At 69.5% G+C, this 15,452-nt stretch carries 14 protein-coding genes; 10 read left to right on the top strand and 4 right to left on the bottom strand.

The window, feature by feature from the left end; translation table 11 throughout:
• A partial coding sequence (locus IG08_RS61610) for a serine/threonine-protein kinase (RefSeq protein WP_234343015.1) occupies positions 1-1,470 on the bottom strand: 1,470 nt, incomplete at its 3' end.
• Positions 1,471-1,691: 221 nt separating this feature from the next.
• Between IG08_RS61610 and IG08_RS54595 the strand changes: the two genes are divergently transcribed.
• Both IG08_RS54595 and IG08_RS0131235 read left to right on the top strand, forming a co-directional pair.
• Entirely contained in the window at positions 1,692-2,417 is a 726-nt protein-coding gene (locus IG08_RS54595) for a hypothetical protein (protein ID WP_043455682.1), read from the top strand.
• 92 nt (positions 2,418-2,509) lie between these two features.
• Positions 2,510-3,052 carry an FAD-binding protein gene (locus tag IG08_RS0131235; RefSeq protein WP_030609975.1) on the top strand — a complete coding sequence of 181 codons (543 nt, stop codon included), beginning with the start codon at positions 2,510-2,512 and terminating at the stop codon, positions 3,050-3,052.
• Here the strand turns inward: IG08_RS0131235 and IG08_RS0131230 are convergent.
• Positions 3,039-3,617 carry a biotin transporter BioY gene (locus IG08_RS0131230; protein ID WP_030609972.1) on the bottom strand — a complete coding sequence of 193 codons (579 nt, stop codon included), beginning with the start codon at positions 3,615-3,617 and terminating at the stop codon, positions 3,039-3,041. The two genes, IG08_RS0131235 and IG08_RS0131230, sit on opposite strands and share 14 nt — an antisense overlap.
• 425 nt (positions 3,618-4,042) lie before the next feature.
• On the opposite strand from IG08_RS0131230, the gene IG08_RS0131225 reads away from it, so the two are divergent.
• The 7 genes from IG08_RS0131225 to IG08_RS0131195 all read left to right on the top strand — a co-directional run bounded on the left by IG08_RS0131225 (position 4,043) and on the right by IG08_RS0131195 (position 11,969).
• Positions 4,043-5,245 (top strand): ROK family transcriptional regulator, encoded by a 1,203-nt coding sequence (locus IG08_RS0131225; protein WP_030609968.1) that lies wholly within the window; start codon positions 4,043-4,045, stop codon positions 5,243-5,245.
• A gap of 180 nt (positions 5,246-5,425) precedes the next feature.
• Positions 5,426-6,499, top strand: coding sequence for an ABC transporter substrate-binding protein (locus IG08_RS0131220; protein WP_030609964.1), 1,074 nt, complete (start codon positions 5,426-5,428; stop codon positions 6,497-6,499).
• On the top strand, positions 6,496-7,341 hold the full coding sequence (locus tag IG08_RS0131215) for an ABC transporter permease (RefSeq protein ID WP_030609961.1): 846 nt from the start codon (positions 6,496-6,498) through the stop codon (positions 7,339-7,341). The genes IG08_RS0131220 and IG08_RS0131215 overlap by 4 nt, the downstream gene beginning before the upstream one ends.
• Positions 7,317-8,024: an ABC transporter ATP-binding protein gene (locus IG08_RS0131210; RefSeq protein ID WP_030609959.1), complete on the top strand. Its 708-nt coding sequence runs from the start codon at positions 7,317-7,319 to the stop codon at positions 8,022-8,024. Before IG08_RS0131215 ends, IG08_RS0131210 begins: the two co-directional genes overlap by 25 nt.
• Before the next feature lie 192 nt (positions 8,025-8,216).
• A complete protein-coding gene (locus IG08_RS0131205; RefSeq protein WP_030609955.1) occupies positions 8,217-9,563 on the top strand; it encodes an LLM class flavin-dependent oxidoreductase in 1,347 nt (448 codons plus the stop codon).
• A 12-nt stretch (positions 9,564-9,575) separates the two neighbouring features.
• Positions 9,576-10,472, top strand: a complete 897-nt coding sequence (locus tag IG08_RS0131200) for a TauD/TfdA dioxygenase family protein (protein ID WP_030609952.1) — start codon at positions 9,576-9,578, stop codon at positions 10,470-10,472.
• A gap of 114 nt (positions 10,473-10,586) precedes the next feature.
• On the top strand, positions 10,587-11,969 hold the full coding sequence (locus tag IG08_RS0131195) for an amino acid permease (RefSeq protein ID WP_030609948.1): 1,383 nt from the start codon (positions 10,587-10,589) through the stop codon (positions 11,967-11,969).
• Here the strand turns inward: IG08_RS0131195 and IG08_RS0131190 are convergent, their stop codons facing one another.
• Both IG08_RS0131190 and IG08_RS61605 read right to left on the bottom strand, forming a co-directional pair.
• Entirely contained in the window at positions 11,970-14,159 is a 2,190-nt protein-coding gene (locus IG08_RS0131190) for a tetratricopeptide repeat protein (RefSeq protein ID WP_030609946.1), read from the bottom strand.
• Positions 14,156-14,575, bottom strand: a complete 420-nt coding sequence (locus tag IG08_RS61605) for a hypothetical protein (protein WP_030609944.1) — start codon at positions 14,573-14,575, stop codon at positions 14,156-14,158. The genes IG08_RS0131190 and IG08_RS61605 overlap by 4 nt, the downstream gene beginning before the upstream one ends.
• Before the next feature lie 155 nt (positions 14,576-14,730).
• On the opposite strand from IG08_RS61605, the gene IG08_RS0131180 reads away from it, so the two are divergent.
• Entirely contained in the window at positions 14,731-15,372 is a 642-nt protein-coding gene (locus IG08_RS0131180) for a superoxide dismutase (RefSeq protein ID WP_030609942.1), read from the top strand.
• Positions 15,373-15,452: the final 80 nt, after the last annotated feature.

Below are 15,452 nucleotides of genomic sequence, written 5' to 3'. Positions count from 1 at the left end.
GGGTTGGGGTGAGGGGAACGGTTCAGGGGCCTCGGACGGTTCGCGCCGGGCGGGGGGTGACGGGGCCTCTGGGGCGACCGCCACGGGGGCGGGCGCCGCTGCCGCCGGGGCCTTGTCGGCAGGGTCCGTGCTGGTGGAGGTGTGGTCGGAGGAGGCTGTGTCCGCGGGGGCCATGCCGGTCGGGACGGCGTCCGCGGGGGCGGCCACGGGAGTGTCACGTACGGGTTCGGGCTCGCGCTCCGGCTCCGAGTTCGGCGCTGCTGCGGGTTCCGGCTCCCGCCGCCTGGGATCCCGCACCGTGCGCACGGTCCGGGTCTCCAAGTAGGCCGGAGTGGGTGACTCGTTCGGGGTCCATGGGAGGGGAGGCGTCTCCTCCGACACGTTCGACGCGTCCGACACGTTCGACGCGTCCGACGCGCTCGGCGTGCTCGGCGTGCTCGGCGCGCTCGGCGTGCTCGGCGCGCTCGGCGTGCTCGGTGCCTCAGGCTCGGCCGATGCCTCTGGCTCATCCGGCACGCTCGGCGCCGCCTGCTCCGTCCCCTCCAGCCGAGCTTCGCGTTCCCTCTCGTCCTGAGCCACCGCCTCGAGCCGAGTCTCGGGCTCACTCCCGGACTCAGGCCCCTCGACCGGCTCCTCTTCCTCGACTCCCCCCTCCGGCCCCGCACCCTCTCCCCCACCCACCGGAAGAGTCGGCATCGTCGGCATCGGCGCCGGGAACGCGATCGGGCTCAGGGACCCCTCGAGCTCCTCCAACCCCGGCCGGACCGACGGGTCCTTCTCCAGCAGGGCGGCCAGGACGTCACTCAACGGACCGGAGGAAGCCGGGAGTTCGGGCTCCTCGTACAGCACCGCGTGCAACGTGGCCAGTGTCGTGTCGCGGGAGAAGGGGGAGCGGCCGCCCAACGCCGCGCACAGGGTCGCGCCCAGCGACCAGATGTCGGACGGCGGGCCCTGTGGGCGGCCGGAGACGCGCTCGGGTGCCATGTAGTCGGGCGAGCCGACCAGCATGCCGACCATGGTGAGCGCCTTGGCGTCCTGGATCGCGGCGATGCCGAAGTCCGTCAGGACGATCCGTCGGCCGCCTCGCTTACCCTCCTCCACCAGGACGTTGCCCGGCTTGATGTCCCGGTGCAGGACGCCGCGCGCGTGCACCTGACGCAGCGCCTCCACCAGGCCGAGTCCGAGGCGTGCGGTCTCGGCCGGGCCGAGGGGGCCGTCCTCCGCGATGATCCGTTCGAGCGAGCGGCCGGCCACCAACTCCATGACGATCCACAGGCGTTCGCCCTCGTCCACGACGTCGTAGACCCGTACGACGTTGGGATGGTCGATGCGGGCCGTGGCCCTGGCCTCGCGCAGGGTCCGTTCACGGCGTGTGCGGGCGTCCTCCGCGTCGAGGCCGTCTATGCGCATCTCCTTGACGGCGACCGGGCGGTCGAGGATTTCGTCGGCGGCTCGCCACACCCGCCCCATTCCCCCCTGGCCGATACTCTCGACCAACCGATAGCGCCCCGTCACCAGAAGCCCTGGAACTCCGCCGCTTCTCGTATTCCCCGGCAATCCGCTGCACCCCCTCAACGTTTCCCCGACTGGAACACAATGGTCACACTTCCAGCCGTACCAGCATAGTGCGGAGAAATCTTGTGGTACCTCTTCAAGTACTGCGAATTCAGGCGCAGCCAAGGGGGACGAACATGAGTTCTCGTCGCACGACGACCATCACTGGATCGCTGGTCACGGCATCTTTCTCGGCCGTGATGATCCTTTCTTTCTCCGCCAGCGCGGATGACCAGGGACCCGGAAGTGACAAGGGGGGAAAGGCCGTTGACGCGGCACCGGAGGGCGTGAAGCTGACCACGCTGCTGCCGGAAAAGATCTCGGTGAACAACAGTTCGCAGGAGACCGATATCACGGCCACCGTGAAGAACGACGGGACCAAGGACAGCGGAAAGATCAGGCTTTGGGTCGTCGGTTTCGACGGCCTCACGGTCAAAAATGTTCAAGGCTGCTCTCCGATTGACGAAAAGGATCTGCCGGAGGGCTCGAACAGCGGTTTCACCTGCCCCATCGACAATCTCGCGGCCGGTAAGTCGAAGTCGTACGACGTCGATGCGACGTTCGATCTCGGCAAGACCGGAAAGATCTGCCTGCCGGTGCAGACCAGCGACGGGAAGAAGACGTTCTGGCAGCAGGGCCCGGTTCCGTTCGGTACGACGAACCCGTCGCCGAACGCTCCGGCCACCCCGCTCCTCCTCGGCACCGACAACAAGCCGGTGGCGCCGGGCGGCGACGCGGAAGAGCTGCCGAAGACCGGTCCCGCCCGTGACCTGCTGCCGCTGGGGACGGCAGGCGCCGCGCTGATGGCGGCGGGCGTGGCCGGGCTGTGGTGGTCGCAGCGGCGGCCGGGGGACCAGGCCTGAGCGAAGGGAGGGGGCCGGGCTGTCCCGACCCCCTTTTTTCTCCGCAGAAAACCTGCCGGAACTTGTCAGGTTATGGCGCCAGCATGCGGCCCATGAACCACGACGAGGAACTCACCGGATTCCAGACCGGATTCGCTCTGCGCCCCGCGGCCGTCTTCGCCGCCTCCTCGGCCGACGACGTCATCACCGCCGTGCGGTACGCGGCCGCCAAGGATCTGCCGGTCGGCGTCCAGGCCACCGGGCACGGGCTGCCGGGCCCGATGGAGGGCGGCGTGCTCATCACGACGAAGCGCATGGATCAGGTGACCGTCGACCCCGACTCCCGTACGGTCCGCGTCCAGGCGGGCGTCCGCTGGAGCCAGGTCGTGGCGGCAGCGGAGCCGTATCGCGAAGGGCGTTTCCTGGTACGGCTGTTGACCATGGGTGAGCGGGAGAAGGCACGGGTGCTGCTGGACCCGGCCTTCGCGCTGCTCGCGCCCACGACGACCGGACGGGCCCTCAACTTCGCCTTCGGGGCCGGCGAACGGACCGAGGGGCTGTACGACGCGGAAACGCGGAAGAGGCTCGCCGGGCTGAAGTCGCAGTACGACCCGGCGAACCTCTTCCGCAACAACTACAGCCTCAGCGCTTGTTGACGAACTTCCAGGCGGTCGGCAGCACGCCCATCGCCAGGGCCGCCTTCAGGGCGTCGCCGATCAGGAACGGGGTGAGGCCGGCCGCGATCGCGGCGGACGTCGTCATGTCGGCGGCGAAGGCGAGGTACGGGACGCCGATCGCGTAGATGATCGCCTCGCCCACCAGCATCGCGCCCGCCATGCGGAGCATCGAGCGGTCGGCGCCGCGGCGGGCCAGGGCACCCACGACCGTGGAGGCGAGGATCATGCCGAGGATGTAGCCGAAGGAGACGGAGATGCCGGAGGTGCCGCTCGCGAACCACGGCACGCCGGCGAGACCGGCGAGCGCGTACAGGGCGAGGGCGTAGAAGCCGCGGCTCGCGCCGAGCGTCGTGCCGACCAGCAGCGCGGCGAAGGTCTGGCCGGTCACCGGCACCGGGGAGGCCGGCACGGGCACCGCGATCTGGGCGGCGAGGCCGGTGAGCGCGGCACCGCCCACGACGAGCGCGACGTCCCGGACACGGGAGGCGGGGATCAGGTCGGCGAGGACCTGGCCGGTGCGGGCGGGGGCGACGGCGGTTGCCATGGGGACTCCGCGGGGATGTGAGCGGCAAGGGACATCGTGACGCTATCCCAGCGCCCTCGAGCCGATCACCGTCAGCGCTCGACAAAGGGTGCGACGGCCGTTTGGTGGGCTCCAGACAAACGGTGTGGGTTACACCCGGTACGGCGTGATGCCGGTCACTGAGGTGGAGTGGCCCGCCATACGGGCCGGTCGCGGGCGGCACTGTGGGATCCCCCCAAATGAATCCTAGTGGTCTGGCAGGATTCACCCCTCCTGCCCTACCCTTCGAGCCATGGCAGCCCAGTCCCGGTACTTCTCGTCGCGTCGCTATGTCGACCTGCGACGCGTGGGCACGGCCACCTGTCGCCGCCCCGGGTGAGGCGGCTCCGGCGCGCCTCCCTTCACGAGACGGCGCAGTGTCGGAACCGTTCCCGAGGATGATCCCCATGCCCCGTACCGCGGCACCCCCTCTTATGTCCCCCGTCCCCCGCGCCGCCGACAGCGACCGGCGCCGGACGAACGCGAGCGTCATCCTGCGGTCCGTGCTGGAGCACGGCCCGGTGGCCCGCAGCACCATCTCCCGGCTGACCGGACTGTCCCCGGCGTCGGTGACCGACTACTGCACCCGGTTCACCCGGCTCGGTCTCCTCCGCGAGGCCGAGCCGCCCCGGCAGTCCAAGGGGGTCGGGCGCCCGCACGTGCCCCTCGACCTGGACAACTCCCGGTTCGTGGTCGGCGGAGTCCATGTGGCGGTGCCGTACACCACGGTCGCGCTGCTCGATCTGCGTGGACGGGTGGTCGCCGAGCGGCAGTTGAAGCACGACAGCACCACCGATCCCTCTTTGGTCCTGGCCCGCGCCGCCGACGGGATCGCCGCCCTGCTCGACAGGGCACCGGACTGCCGACCCCTGGGCGTCGGTTTCTCGGCCGGCGGCTGGGTGGACCGGGACTCCGGGACCGTCGTCGAGCATCCGCTGCTGGGCTGGCGCGAGGTGCCGGTGCGGGAGGTGATCGGCGCCCGCACCGGGCTGCCGGTCCATGTGGACGGGCACGCACGGGCGTTGGTCAACGCGGAGCGGCTGTTCGGGCGGGCGCGCGGCAGCCGGAGCGTGCTGCATCTGTTCGTCGGCAATGTGGTGGACGCGGCGTTCGCGACCAACGACGAGGTGCACCACGGACCGCGCTCCCAGGCGGGCGCGATCGCCCATCTGCCGGTGCCGGGCGGCACGGAACCCTGCGACTGCGGCCGAGTCGGCTGCCTTCAGGCCGAGTTGAGCGAGCGGACGCTGTGCCGGCGGGCGCGGGAGGCGGGCGTCATCGAGGGCACGAACCCCATGCATGTGGTCACTGCGGCGGCCGGGAGCGACGCGGCGGCCGTACGGCTGCTGGTGGAGCGGGCGGGTGCCGTCGGACGGGCGGCGCGGCTGCTGCTCGACGTGCTGAATCCGGAGACGGTGGTCGTGACCGAGGTCGGGATCGTGCACCGGGAGGACTGCCTGCGCGCGCTGCGCGAAGGGGTCGGCGCGGATCGCGCGACCTCCGTCATTCCGACGAGTTTCCCGGATTCCGTCCTCGCGATGGCAGGGGGTTCGGTGGCACTCGACGTGCTGTACCGGGATCCGCTGGCCGCTTCACCTGAGGCTATTTAATTCAGAAACTCCGAATATTGACAGGGGTTCCGCACGACCGCGAACATGCTGGTCATGAGCCCGCACCTGTACTGTCGCGCCCTTTGTTGCTGACACGTTGCCCCGCGTGACGCGCTCATTCCCCCTGCGTGAATTTCCTTCTCTGTGATTTTTTCATGCGCTGATTCAGGGAGTCCTCCCATGCCGTTTTCCCGCACGTCCACGTCCGGTATCGACCGGCGTCTGTTCCTCTCCTCGATCCTCGGCGCCGCGGCCGGTGTCGCCGGACTGAGCGGCTGCGCGGACAGCAGTGCGGCCGCCGACACCGCGGGCGCCTCGACCGCTCCCCTGGCCGACAAGGTCCCGGCCGGTACGAGCCTGAAGATCTCCTCGTACCTCAACACCCAGCAACTCCAGATCAAGCTGGGCAAGTTGGGCGACCTGCCCTTCAAGGTGTCGAGCTGGGCGAACATCGGCGCCGGTCCCGATGTCATCAACGCCTTCCGCGCGGGCTCCCTCGACGTCGCCAACAACGCGGGCATTCCGCCGATCCAGGCGCACTACCAGGGCTACGACGCGAAGATCGTCGCGATCAACATCACCCGCAAGCCGAACTACCTCTTCGCCACCAAGCCCGGCAGTGACATCCAGTCGGTAGCGGACTTCCAGGGCAAGAAGCTCGCCTTCTCGCAGGGGCAGGCCCAAGGTGTCGTACTGCTGCGGGCGTTGAAGGAGGCCGGGCTCGCGTACGACGACGTCAAGCTCGTCCCGCTGACCAGCAACCAGTTCCTCACCGCCCTCCAGTCGGGCCAGGTGGACATCGCGCCGCTCGCCAACAGCCAGGCGCCCGCCTATCTCTCGCAGTACGGGTCCAAGGGTGCCCACACCATCGACACGGCCGTGGTCGACCTGCTCAACCTCCTGTGGGCGCCGACCTCCGTACTCAACGACTCCGCGAAGGCCGCCGCGGTCGCCGCCTACATCCCGTACTGGGCCAAGGGCCAGGTGTGGGCGTATGAGAACCCCGACATCTGGAACGAGGAGTTCTACGTCAAGACGCAGAACCTGACCCTCGCCCAGGCGCAGGCGATCACGAAGCTCGCCAACAAGCCGCTGTTTCCGCCGAGTTGGGACGAGGCGATCAAGTGGGAGCAGGAGACAGCGGATCTGCTCGCGGAGGGCGGCTTCGTGAAGAAGTTCGACGTGAGCTCGCTCTTCGACCATCGCTTCGAGGGCATCGCGGCGAAGGCCGTGGCTGCGGAGTACCGGAGGTGAGCGCCGTGACCACGACCGCAGCCCTACCTGTCGCCGTGGGCGAGGAGCCCGCCCAGGTCCGCCGGCGCCGCCGGCTCTCCCCCGGCAAGCGCCTGCCCGCCTCCCGGCTCGTCGGTCCGGTCCTCTTCCTCGCCCTGTGGGCCGCCGCCTCCGCCGCCGGACAGCTCGACCCGGCCGCGATCCCGGCCCCCTGGACCGTGCTGAAGACCGGCGTCCACCTGTGGACCGAGGGGACGCTCCCGGACGACATCCTGACCTCGCTGCAGCGGGCCGCGTCCGGCTTCGCGATCGGGCTGGCCGCCGGCATCGTCCTCGCCCTGGCCTCCGGGCTCACCCGGGTCGGCGAGGCGCTGATCGACGGGACGGTGAACCTCAACCGGGCGATCCCGACCCTCGGTCTGATCCCGCTGTTCATCCTCTGGCTGGGCATCGGCGAGACCTTCAAGATCGCGATCATCGCCATCGTCGTCTACATCCCGATCTACCTCAACACGCATGCCGCGCTGTCCGGCATCGACAGCCGCTTCGTCGAACTCGCCGAGGTCCAGGGCCTGTCGAGGTTCGCCTTCGTCCGGCAGATCGTCATCCCCGGCGCGCTGCCCGGATTCTTCGTGGGTCTCCGGCTCGGTGTGACCGGCTCCTGGCTGGGCCTGGTCGTCCTGGAGCAGATCAACGCCACCAATGGACTCGGCTACATGATGTTCCAGGCCCAGAACTACGGCCAGAGCGACGTCATCCTCGTCGGCCTGGTCGTCTACGGCATCTTCGGCCTGGCCTCCGACAGCGCGGTCCGTCTCATCGAACGGAGGGTGCTGTCATGGCGACGCACGCTGAGCAGCTGACCCGGCCGGCCGTCCGACTCCGGGGCCTGACCCGGTCGTTCGACGGACGCAAGGTCCTCGACGACATCGACCTCGACATCCCCGCCGGGCAGTTCGTCGCCCTGCTCGGGCACAGCGGCTCCGGCAAGAGCACGCTGCTGCGGGCGGTCGCGGGTCTCGACCACGAGGTGGTCGGGAGCGGGCAACTCTCCGCCCCCGAGCGGGTGTCGGTGGTCTTCCAGGACTCGCGGCTGCTGCCCTGGCGGCGGGTGCTGGACAACGTACTGCTGGGAACCGAGGGGCGGGAAAAGGGCCTTGAGGCTCTCGCCGAGGTGGGGTTGAAGGGCCGTGAGCGCGCCTGGCCCAACGAGTTGTCCGGCGGCGAGGCCCAGCGTGCCGCACTGGCACGGTCGTTGGTCCGGGAGCCCGAACTGCTTCTGGCCGACGAACCGTTCGGTGCGCTGGACGCGCTCACGCGGATCAAGATGCACGGTCTGCTGCGGGAGCTGTGGAAGCGGCATCAGCCGTCCGTGCTGCTCGTCACGCATGACGTGGACGAGGCGATCGTGCTCGCCGATCGGGTGCTTGTTCTCGAGTCCGGGCGGATCGGGCTCGATCTGGCGATCGATCGCGATGCGGCTGCACGCGGCGAGTATCGGGGGCGGTTGCTCAGCGCGCTGGGTGTGACGGAGGACGTCCGGTGAGCGTCGGCTGCGGTGGCCGTCCGCTGGGGGCTGCCGCCCCCAGGCCCCCGCTTCGGCCCTGAAGGGGCCTCGTCCTCAAACGCCGGACGGGCTGAATTGCCCTGACCGGCACCCGAAAGAAACCGGACGGGCTGAATCGCACCGACCGGCGCTCGTAAGTCCTCCCCCGCCCTGTCCGAGCAAAGGACACCCATGCCCCGGCAACTCCACCTCAACGCCTTCCTCATGAACACCGGTCACCACGAGGCCTCGTGGCGGCTCCCCGAGAGTGACCCGTACGCCCACGTCGAGCTGGACCACTACGTCCAGCTCGCCCGGATCGCCGAGCGCGGCACCTTCGACTCCCTCTTCCTGGCCGACGGACCCCAGCTGTGGGGCAACATCGCCCAGCGCCCCGCAGGCTCCCTGGAACCGCTCACCCTGCTGACGGCGCTGGCGACGGCGACCACGCACATCGGCCTGATCGCCACCGCCTCCACCTCCTACAACTCCCCTTACAACCTGGCCCGCAAGTTCGCCTCGCTCGACATCATCAGCGGCGGCCGGGCGGGCTGGAACATCGTCACCACGGCCGGTGCCGAGGCCGCCCGCAACTTCGGTCTCGACGCGGAGCCCGCCCACGCCCAGCGCTACGCCCGTGCCGCCGAGTTCCTCGACGTGGCCCTCAAGCTCTGGGACAGCTGGGAGGACGACGCGATCGTCGGCGACAAGGCGGCCGGCGTCTGGGGCGACGACACGAAGATCCATCCGCCCCGGCACAAGGGGACGTACTTCAGCGTCGAGGGCGCCCTCAACGTGCCGCGTACGCCCCAGGGTTATCCACTGCTCGTGCAGGCGGGGTCGAGCGAGGACGGAAAGAGCTTCGCGGCGCAGTACGCGGAGGCCGTCTTCACCGCCCAGCAGACCATCGAGGACGCGCAGGCCTTCTACGCCGACCTCAAGTCCCGTACGGCGCAGGCCGGTCGCGACCCCGAGCACATCAAGGTGCTGCCCGGCATCGTCCCTGTGCTCGGCTCCACGGAGGCCGAGGCGCTGGCCAACGAGCAGGTCCTGGAGGACCACATCGTGTACACGCACGGGGTGGCAAGACTGGAGGGTCTGCTCCAACTGCCCGCCGGAACACTGGAGTTGAACGCCCAGCTCCCCGCCGATCTGCCCCCGGAGAGCGCGATCGAGGGCGCCAAGAGCCGCTACACGCTCATCGTCGAGCTGGCCCGGCGCGAACGCCTCACCGTCCGGCAGCTCATCGGCCGGCTCGGCGGCGGGCGCGGTCACCTCACCTTCGCCGGCACGCCGGAGCAGGTCGCCGACGAGATCGAGACCTGGTTCACCCAGGGGGCCGCCGACGGCTTCAACATCATGCCCGCGGTCCTGCCGTCCGGCCTGGACGCCTTCGTCGACCAGGTCGTCCCGATCCTGCGCGCCCGCGGACTGCTCCGCAGCGAGTACGGGCCGCGCCAGACCCTGCGGGAGCGCTACGGCCTCCCGCGTCCCACGAACCAGTACGTCAGCTCCGCACCCGCTCCCGCCCTCGTCTGAAAGGACCAGCACATGTCCGGCATCGACATCCAGAAGGTCACCGCGCACATCGGCGCCCGGATCTCCGGCGTAGACATCTCCAAACCCCTCGACGAGGAGCAGGTCACCGCCCTCCGCGAGGCCCTCAACGTCCACAAGGCGCTGGTCTTCGACGACGTGAACCTCGACGACGAGGGCCAGCAGGCCTTCGTCCGCCACTTCGGCGAACTCACCACCGCCCACCCGACCGTGCCCTCCGTCGACGGTGCGCCGAACATCCTCCCCGTCGACAGCGAGCGGGGCCGCGCCGCCAACCACTGGCACACGGACGTCACCTTCGTCCTCAACCCGCCGCAGGCCAGCACCCTGCGCAGCATCACCGTCCCGCCGTACGGCGGCGAGACCCTGATCGCCAGCTCGGCGGCCGCCTACCGCGACCTGCCGGAGCCGCTGCGGCAGCTGGCCGACAACCTGTGGGCCGAGCACACCAACGACTACGACTACGCGGTGCCCCAGGAGGCGCTCGACGAAGAACAGGCCGAGCGACGCGCCCAGTTCACGTCCATCAAGTTCCGCACGGCCCACCCGGTCGTCCGCGTCCACCCGCTGACCGGCGAACGCGGCCTGTTCATCGGCGGGTTCGCGCAGCGCATCGTCGGTCTGTCGGTCGCCGAGTCCCGCAAGCTCCTCGACCTGCTCCAGTCGTACGTCACCCGCCCGGAGAACATCCTGCGCCACCGCTGGTCGCCGAACCAGCTCGTCCTCTTCGACAACCGCATCACCCAGCACTACGCCATCGACAACTACGACGGCCTGCCGCGCCGCCTGCACCGGGTGACCATCGCCGGTGACATCCCGGTCGGCATCGAGGGCAAGGAGAGCTACTCGATCCAGGGCGACGCCTCGCACTACACCTCCGTAGTGGAGTAGTCACGGCCGGTACCGGACGCGTCCGGATAGTGGGCGGCCTCTCCCTCTGAGCGGAGAGGCTGCCCAGACTGTGGGCGTTTTTTCGCCATCTCACGTACTGGACGAGCCGCGCCCATGCCCAGCAGCACCACCGTCAGGACTCCACAGGAGCCGGACGCCTCCCTCTCCCACGGCCTCAAGCAGCGCCACCTGTCGATGATCGCCCTCGGCGGGGTCATCGGCGCCGGTCTGTTCGTCGGCTCCGGCGCCGGTATCGCCGCCGCCGGTCCGTCGATCGTCGTCGCCTACGCCCTCTCCGGTCTCCTCGTGATGCTGGTCATGCGGATGCTCGGCGAGATGTCGGCCGCGTACCCCTCGTCGGGCTCCTTCTCGGCCCACGCCGAGCGCGCCATCGGCCCCTGGGCGGGCTTCACCGCCGGCTGGTCCTTCTGGGTCCTGCTCTGCACGGCCGTAGGACTGGAGGGCATCGGCGCGGCGAAGATCGTGACGGACTGGCTGCCGGGGACGCCCGAGTGGGCCTGGGTGGCCCTGTTCATGGTCGTCTTCTGCACCACGAACCTCGCCGCCGTGAAGAACTTCGGCGAGTTCGAGTTCTGGTTCGCGGCCCTGAAGGTCGGCGCGATCAGTCTGTTCCTGGTGCTGGGCGTGCTGGCGATCGCCGGGGTCCTGCCGGGCACGGACTCCCCGGGGACCGGCAATCTGAGCGATTTCCTGCCGAACGGCAGCGAAGGCCTGGTCATCGGCCTGCTCGCCTCGGTCTTCGCCTACGGCGGCCTGGAGACGGTCACCATCGCGGCCGCCGAGTCCGAGAACCCGGTCCGGGGCGTGGCGAGCGCGGTCCGTACGGCGATGTGGCGCATCGCGCTCTTCTACATCGGCTCGATGGCGGTCATCGTGACGCTGGTCCCGTGGGACTCGGCGGCGGTCGTCGAGAAGGGCCCGTACGTCGCCGCCCTCGACGAACTCGGCATCCCGGGCGCGGGCCAGCTGATGAACGTGGTCGTCCTGGTCGCCCTGCTCAGCGCGATGAACGCCAACATCTACGGCTCCTCGCGCATCGCCTACTCCCTGGTCGCACGCGGGCAGGGCCCGAAGGCGCTGGGCAGGGTCTCCGACGGCGTCCCGCGGATCGCGGTCCTCGCCTCCTGCGTCTTCGGCTTCGTGTGCGTCGTCCTGAGCTACTGGCGCCCGGACGACGTCTTCCCCTGGCTCCTGAACATGATCGGCGCGGTCATCCTCGTCGTCTGGACCTTCATCGCGGTCTCGCAGCTGCGGCTGCGCAGCACGCTGGACCGGGAGTTGCCGGAGAAGCTGGTCGTCCGCATGTGGGCGTTCCCGGTGCTGACGTGGGTTGCCCTGGCGGGGATGGCGGGGATCTTCGTGCTGATGGCCAGGGAGCCGGATACCCGGGTGCAGCTGTACTGGACGGGTGCGATGACGGTGGCCTTGGCGGCGTTCGGGTACGCGTGGCAACGGGGCAAGGCCGCCAAGGCCTGATCAGCGCCGGGCTTCGGCTTGCCATTCGGCCAGCCACTCGCGGTTGTCGACGACGAACGGGTGCTCGGCCCCGAGCACCCGTTCGCGGCGCTCGATGACTTCGTTGAGCGTCGCGACGGCCTCGTCGAACCGTTCCAGGCCGCGGGCGATCCGAGCAGTCAGAGTCAGGGCAGCGAGGCTCAGGGGGTGATCAGGCCCTTGGAGGCGGATGTAGTCGGCCAGCACCCGACGAGCCATAGGCTCGGCTTCCTCGTACCGGTCCAAGACCCGCAGGCCTTCGGCATAGTTGAGTCGACTGAGCAGCGTCGTCATGTCGTCCGCGAGCAGGACCCGCTCACAGGCACGGAGGAGCGCCTCGGCCTCGGGAACGAGCTCCTGCCCCTTTCCGACGTACGGCAGCAGTTCGAGCATGCTCGCCCAGGAGCGCAGCGTTTGCGGGGACTTCTCCCCCAGCACACGCCGCTGCCCGTCGAGCGCCCGACGGGCCCAGCGCTCGGCCTCCTCGTTCCGCTCCATCAAGAACAGCGGCCAGGCCAGGCTGTAGCAACTGCGCAACGTGTCGGGATGATCCGAGCCCAGGACGCGTTCTCGAGTACTGAGCACCGAGCGGTGCAACGCCTCGGACTCGGCGTAGTGACCCATCCGCTTGAGAGCCTCGGCTTGCACATGACGGGCATCCAGAGCCACCCGGTTCTGCGGACCCACCACTGCCTCGGTGCGCTGTGCGATTCCGGGAGCGAGCTCCAGGGCGCCGGCGAAGTCCCCCGAATCGAACACCTGCCAGACCACGCGCACCGCCAACACGACAGTCCGTTCACTCGGTGCCCTCTCCAACAGCTCTCTGGCATGCGGCGCGAGCACAGCAAGCTTGCTCATGGCCCCTGCCTCCTCGCCCTTCTCAGGCAGAGCGGCGTCCAGCAACGCGGCCGCCGCCTCCGTCAGGACCGAGCGCTGCCCCTCCGGCACCCCTGCCGCGACGCTGTCCAGCAGCACCCCATGCGCCCGCACGCACCGCGTCCCGTTCGTCTCGACGAGTTCGGCCAGCGAGTGATCGAGCAACCCGCGCAGCGCGGGCTCCAACTTCCCTGCTGTCAGGGCAGGTTGCAGACCATCGGTCAGGATGTCCCCGCGTGCCACCGGCGCGAGCACACTCAGCGGCACGGGATCCGCTGCCAAGAACGACAGCAGCCGCAGCAACGTCGTTGCCTCCGGCAACCCCTGTGCCGCCAGTGCGTCCAGGGACAACTGCCAGGTCCTGCCCACAAGATGACGGGACCTACCGCCGCCATATCCGGTCGCACCCCCGTCCACAATCGCCGTCGACTCCTCACCGAGCTTGCGGTCGTACTCGTCCATGGACCATGACTCCAGGAGTTGGTGGGCCAGGTGAGAACCCGCGAGCGTGAGGGCGAGGGGAAGTCGGCCGAGGCGTTCGGCCACTTTCCGGGCCGCCTCCAGACCACCCGCCTCCGGTGCCAGGTCGCACAGGACCTGGGCCGCGTCCTCCAGGGGCAGGACGCCCAGGGGGTGGCGGGTCACACCCGGTGCACGCCACAAGACGGACGTGGCATGCCGCGTAGTGACCAGCACCGTCCCCCGCCCACTACGCCGCAGCCACGCCCCGTCCTCCAGGACTGTCGGATCGTCGGCGTTGTCGAGGACGAGCAGCCAGGGCTCGGGGGACTGATCGAGGTAGTGCCAGACGAGGTCGGCGGCGGCACGCTGCCCCGCCGCCGCGGCCGCCAGCTCGCCCGTCGCCGCACCCCGGTCCCCCGCCACCGCCAGCATCCCGGCACGCAGGGACATCCGCTCGGACGCATTGACCCAGAAACCGACCCGACCGTGTTCGCGTACCACCTCGTTGAACAGCCAGTACGCCAGCGCGGTCTTGCCGCAGCCGCCCATGCCGTGCACGACGTGGACGTCACCGCCGGGCCCGGCGAGGGCCGCGCCGAGCGCCTCGCGCAGTTGGTCGCGGTTGCGCAGGACGCCCGGAGCGCGACCGACGAGCGGCATGCGTACGGAGTCCGGTGCGGCAGGCCCCGCTCCCGCCGGGGGCAAGACCTGGCGCCCGAAGAGCGGACCGGCGGCCCCGGCGTCGTAGTGATGGTGGTGTTCCTCTATGTACTGGTCGCCGGACGTCTGGAAGATCCGCCCCTGCCCCGACGCCCGGGCCCCGAGTTCGCTCATCGTTCCGTGATGTGCTGGTCGCGTCCGGCCTGGTAGACCCGCCCGCTGCCGGAAGCCTCCGCGCGCAGCCGGACCTCCACCGACGGCCGCCGCTCGGGAAACTCTGGGCTCAACTCCGCAAGGATGCGGCGCAGTTCGTCCGCGACCTCCGGCTGCGCGAGCAGCAGTCGCCGCACCCGTGCCTGCCATTCGGCGGTCAACTCGGTCTCCGTGTCCGCGTCACCGGCCTCACGGGCCAGGAGCAGATCCTCACGGGTCGCTTCGAGTTCACTGCCGACGGCCTCGGCCCGGGCGGGCTGGAAGCGCTGCCAGAGAGCGACCATGCCGTCGCGGGTCGACTCCCAGGCCTGGGTGGCCATCAGCGTCACCATCGTCGTGCCCGCGGTCCTGGCGAGCTCGGCGATCTCGGGTCCCATGCCTGCCACCCCCGTTCTGTTCTACGAGATCAGATAGTAGTTCGCCACTCTCCGGCCGCGCACTCCTCTACCGGCACGCCCAGCCATCCCGCCCTCCTGCTGATAGCCTGCACTTGCAAGCTATGTGCAATAAGAGGTCCGGAGGGGAACCCGCCATGCCCGTCTACACGCTGCCCGACCTGCCCTACGACTACTCCGCGCTCGCCCCCGTGATCAGCCCCGAGATCATCGAGCTGCACCACGACAAGCACCACGCGGCCTATGTGAAAGGTGCGAACGACACGCTGGAGCAGCTCGCGGAGGCGCGGTACAAGGAGTCATGGGGCTCGATCAACGGCCTCGAGAAGAACCTGGCCTTTCATCTGTCGGGGCACGTCCTGCACTCGATCTACTGGACGAACATGACGGGTGACGGCGGCGGCGAGCCACTCGCGGCGGACGGCGTGGGCGAGCTGACGGACGCCATCACCCAGTCATTCGGCTCCTTCGCCGGCTTCAAGGCCCAACTGACCAAGGCCTCGGCCACGACCCAGGGTTCCGGGTGGGGCGTCCTCGCATATGAGCCGCTCAGCGGTCGCCTCGTCGTCGAGCAGGTCTACGACCATCAGGGCAACGTCGGCCAGGGCTCCGTGCCGATCCTCGTCTTCGACGCCTGGGAGCACGCCTTCTACCTGCAGTACAGGAACCAGAAGGTCGACTTCATCGACGCGATGTGGCAGGTCGTCAACTGGCAGGACGTGGCCCGGCGTTACGAGGCCGCGAGGTCCCGCGCGAATGTGCTGCTACTGGCCCCCTGAGACACCGATGAGACGTCCTGCTCGTGATCGTCTTCTCACCTTTCACGCAGCAGGCGAATGGAGAGGAAGGCCCTCGCGAG

It is taken from the genome of Streptomyces fulvoviolaceus, assembly GCF_000718165.1.
GTDB classification, from domain to species: Bacteria; Actinomycetota; Actinomycetes; order Streptomycetales; family Streptomycetaceae; genus Streptomyces; species Streptomyces fulvoviolaceus.
This window is presented reverse-complemented; position numbering and strand designations above follow the sequence as displayed.

Excerpts from the sequence above, each read along its gene's own strand:
- IG08_RS54595 (WP_043455682.1), top strand. The coding sequence starts at position 1,692 with ATGAGTTCTCGTCGCACGACGACCATCACTGGATCGCTGGTCACGGCA.
- IG08_RS0131235 (WP_030609975.1), top strand. The coding sequence starts at position 2,510 with ATGAACCACGACGAGGAACTCACCGGATTCCAGACCGGATTCGCTCTG.
- IG08_RS0131230 (WP_030609972.1), bottom strand. The coding sequence starts at position 3,617 with ATGGCAACCGCCGTCGCCCCCGCCCGCACCGGCCAGGTCCTCGCCGAC.
- IG08_RS0131225 (WP_030609968.1), top strand. The coding sequence starts at position 4,043 with ATGCCCCGTACCGCGGCACCCCCTCTTATGTCCCCCGTCCCCCGCGCC.
- IG08_RS0131220 (WP_030609964.1), top strand. The coding sequence starts at position 5,426 with ATGCCGTTTTCCCGCACGTCCACGTCCGGTATCGACCGGCGTCTGTTC.
- IG08_RS0131210 (WP_030609959.1), top strand. The coding sequence starts at position 7,317 with ATGGCGACGCACGCTGAGCAGCTGACCCGGCCGGCCGTCCGACTCCGG.
- IG08_RS0131205 (WP_030609955.1), top strand. The coding sequence starts at position 8,217 with ATGCCCCGGCAACTCCACCTCAACGCCTTCCTCATGAACACCGGTCAC.
- IG08_RS0131200 (WP_030609952.1), top strand. The coding sequence starts at position 9,576 with ATGTCCGGCATCGACATCCAGAAGGTCACCGCGCACATCGGCGCCCGG.
- IG08_RS0131195 (WP_030609948.1), top strand. The coding sequence starts at position 10,587 with ATGCCCAGCAGCACCACCGTCAGGACTCCACAGGAGCCGGACGCCTCC.
- IG08_RS0131190 (WP_030609946.1), bottom strand. The coding sequence starts at position 14,159 with ATGAGCGAACTCGGGGCCCGGGCGTCGGGGCAGGGGCGGATCTTCCAG.
- IG08_RS61605 (WP_030609944.1), bottom strand. The coding sequence starts at position 14,575 with ATGGGACCCGAGATCGCCGAGCTCGCCAGGACCGCGGGCACGACGATG.
- IG08_RS0131180 (WP_030609942.1), top strand. The coding sequence starts at position 14,731 with ATGCCCGTCTACACGCTGCCCGACCTGCCCTACGACTACTCCGCGCTC.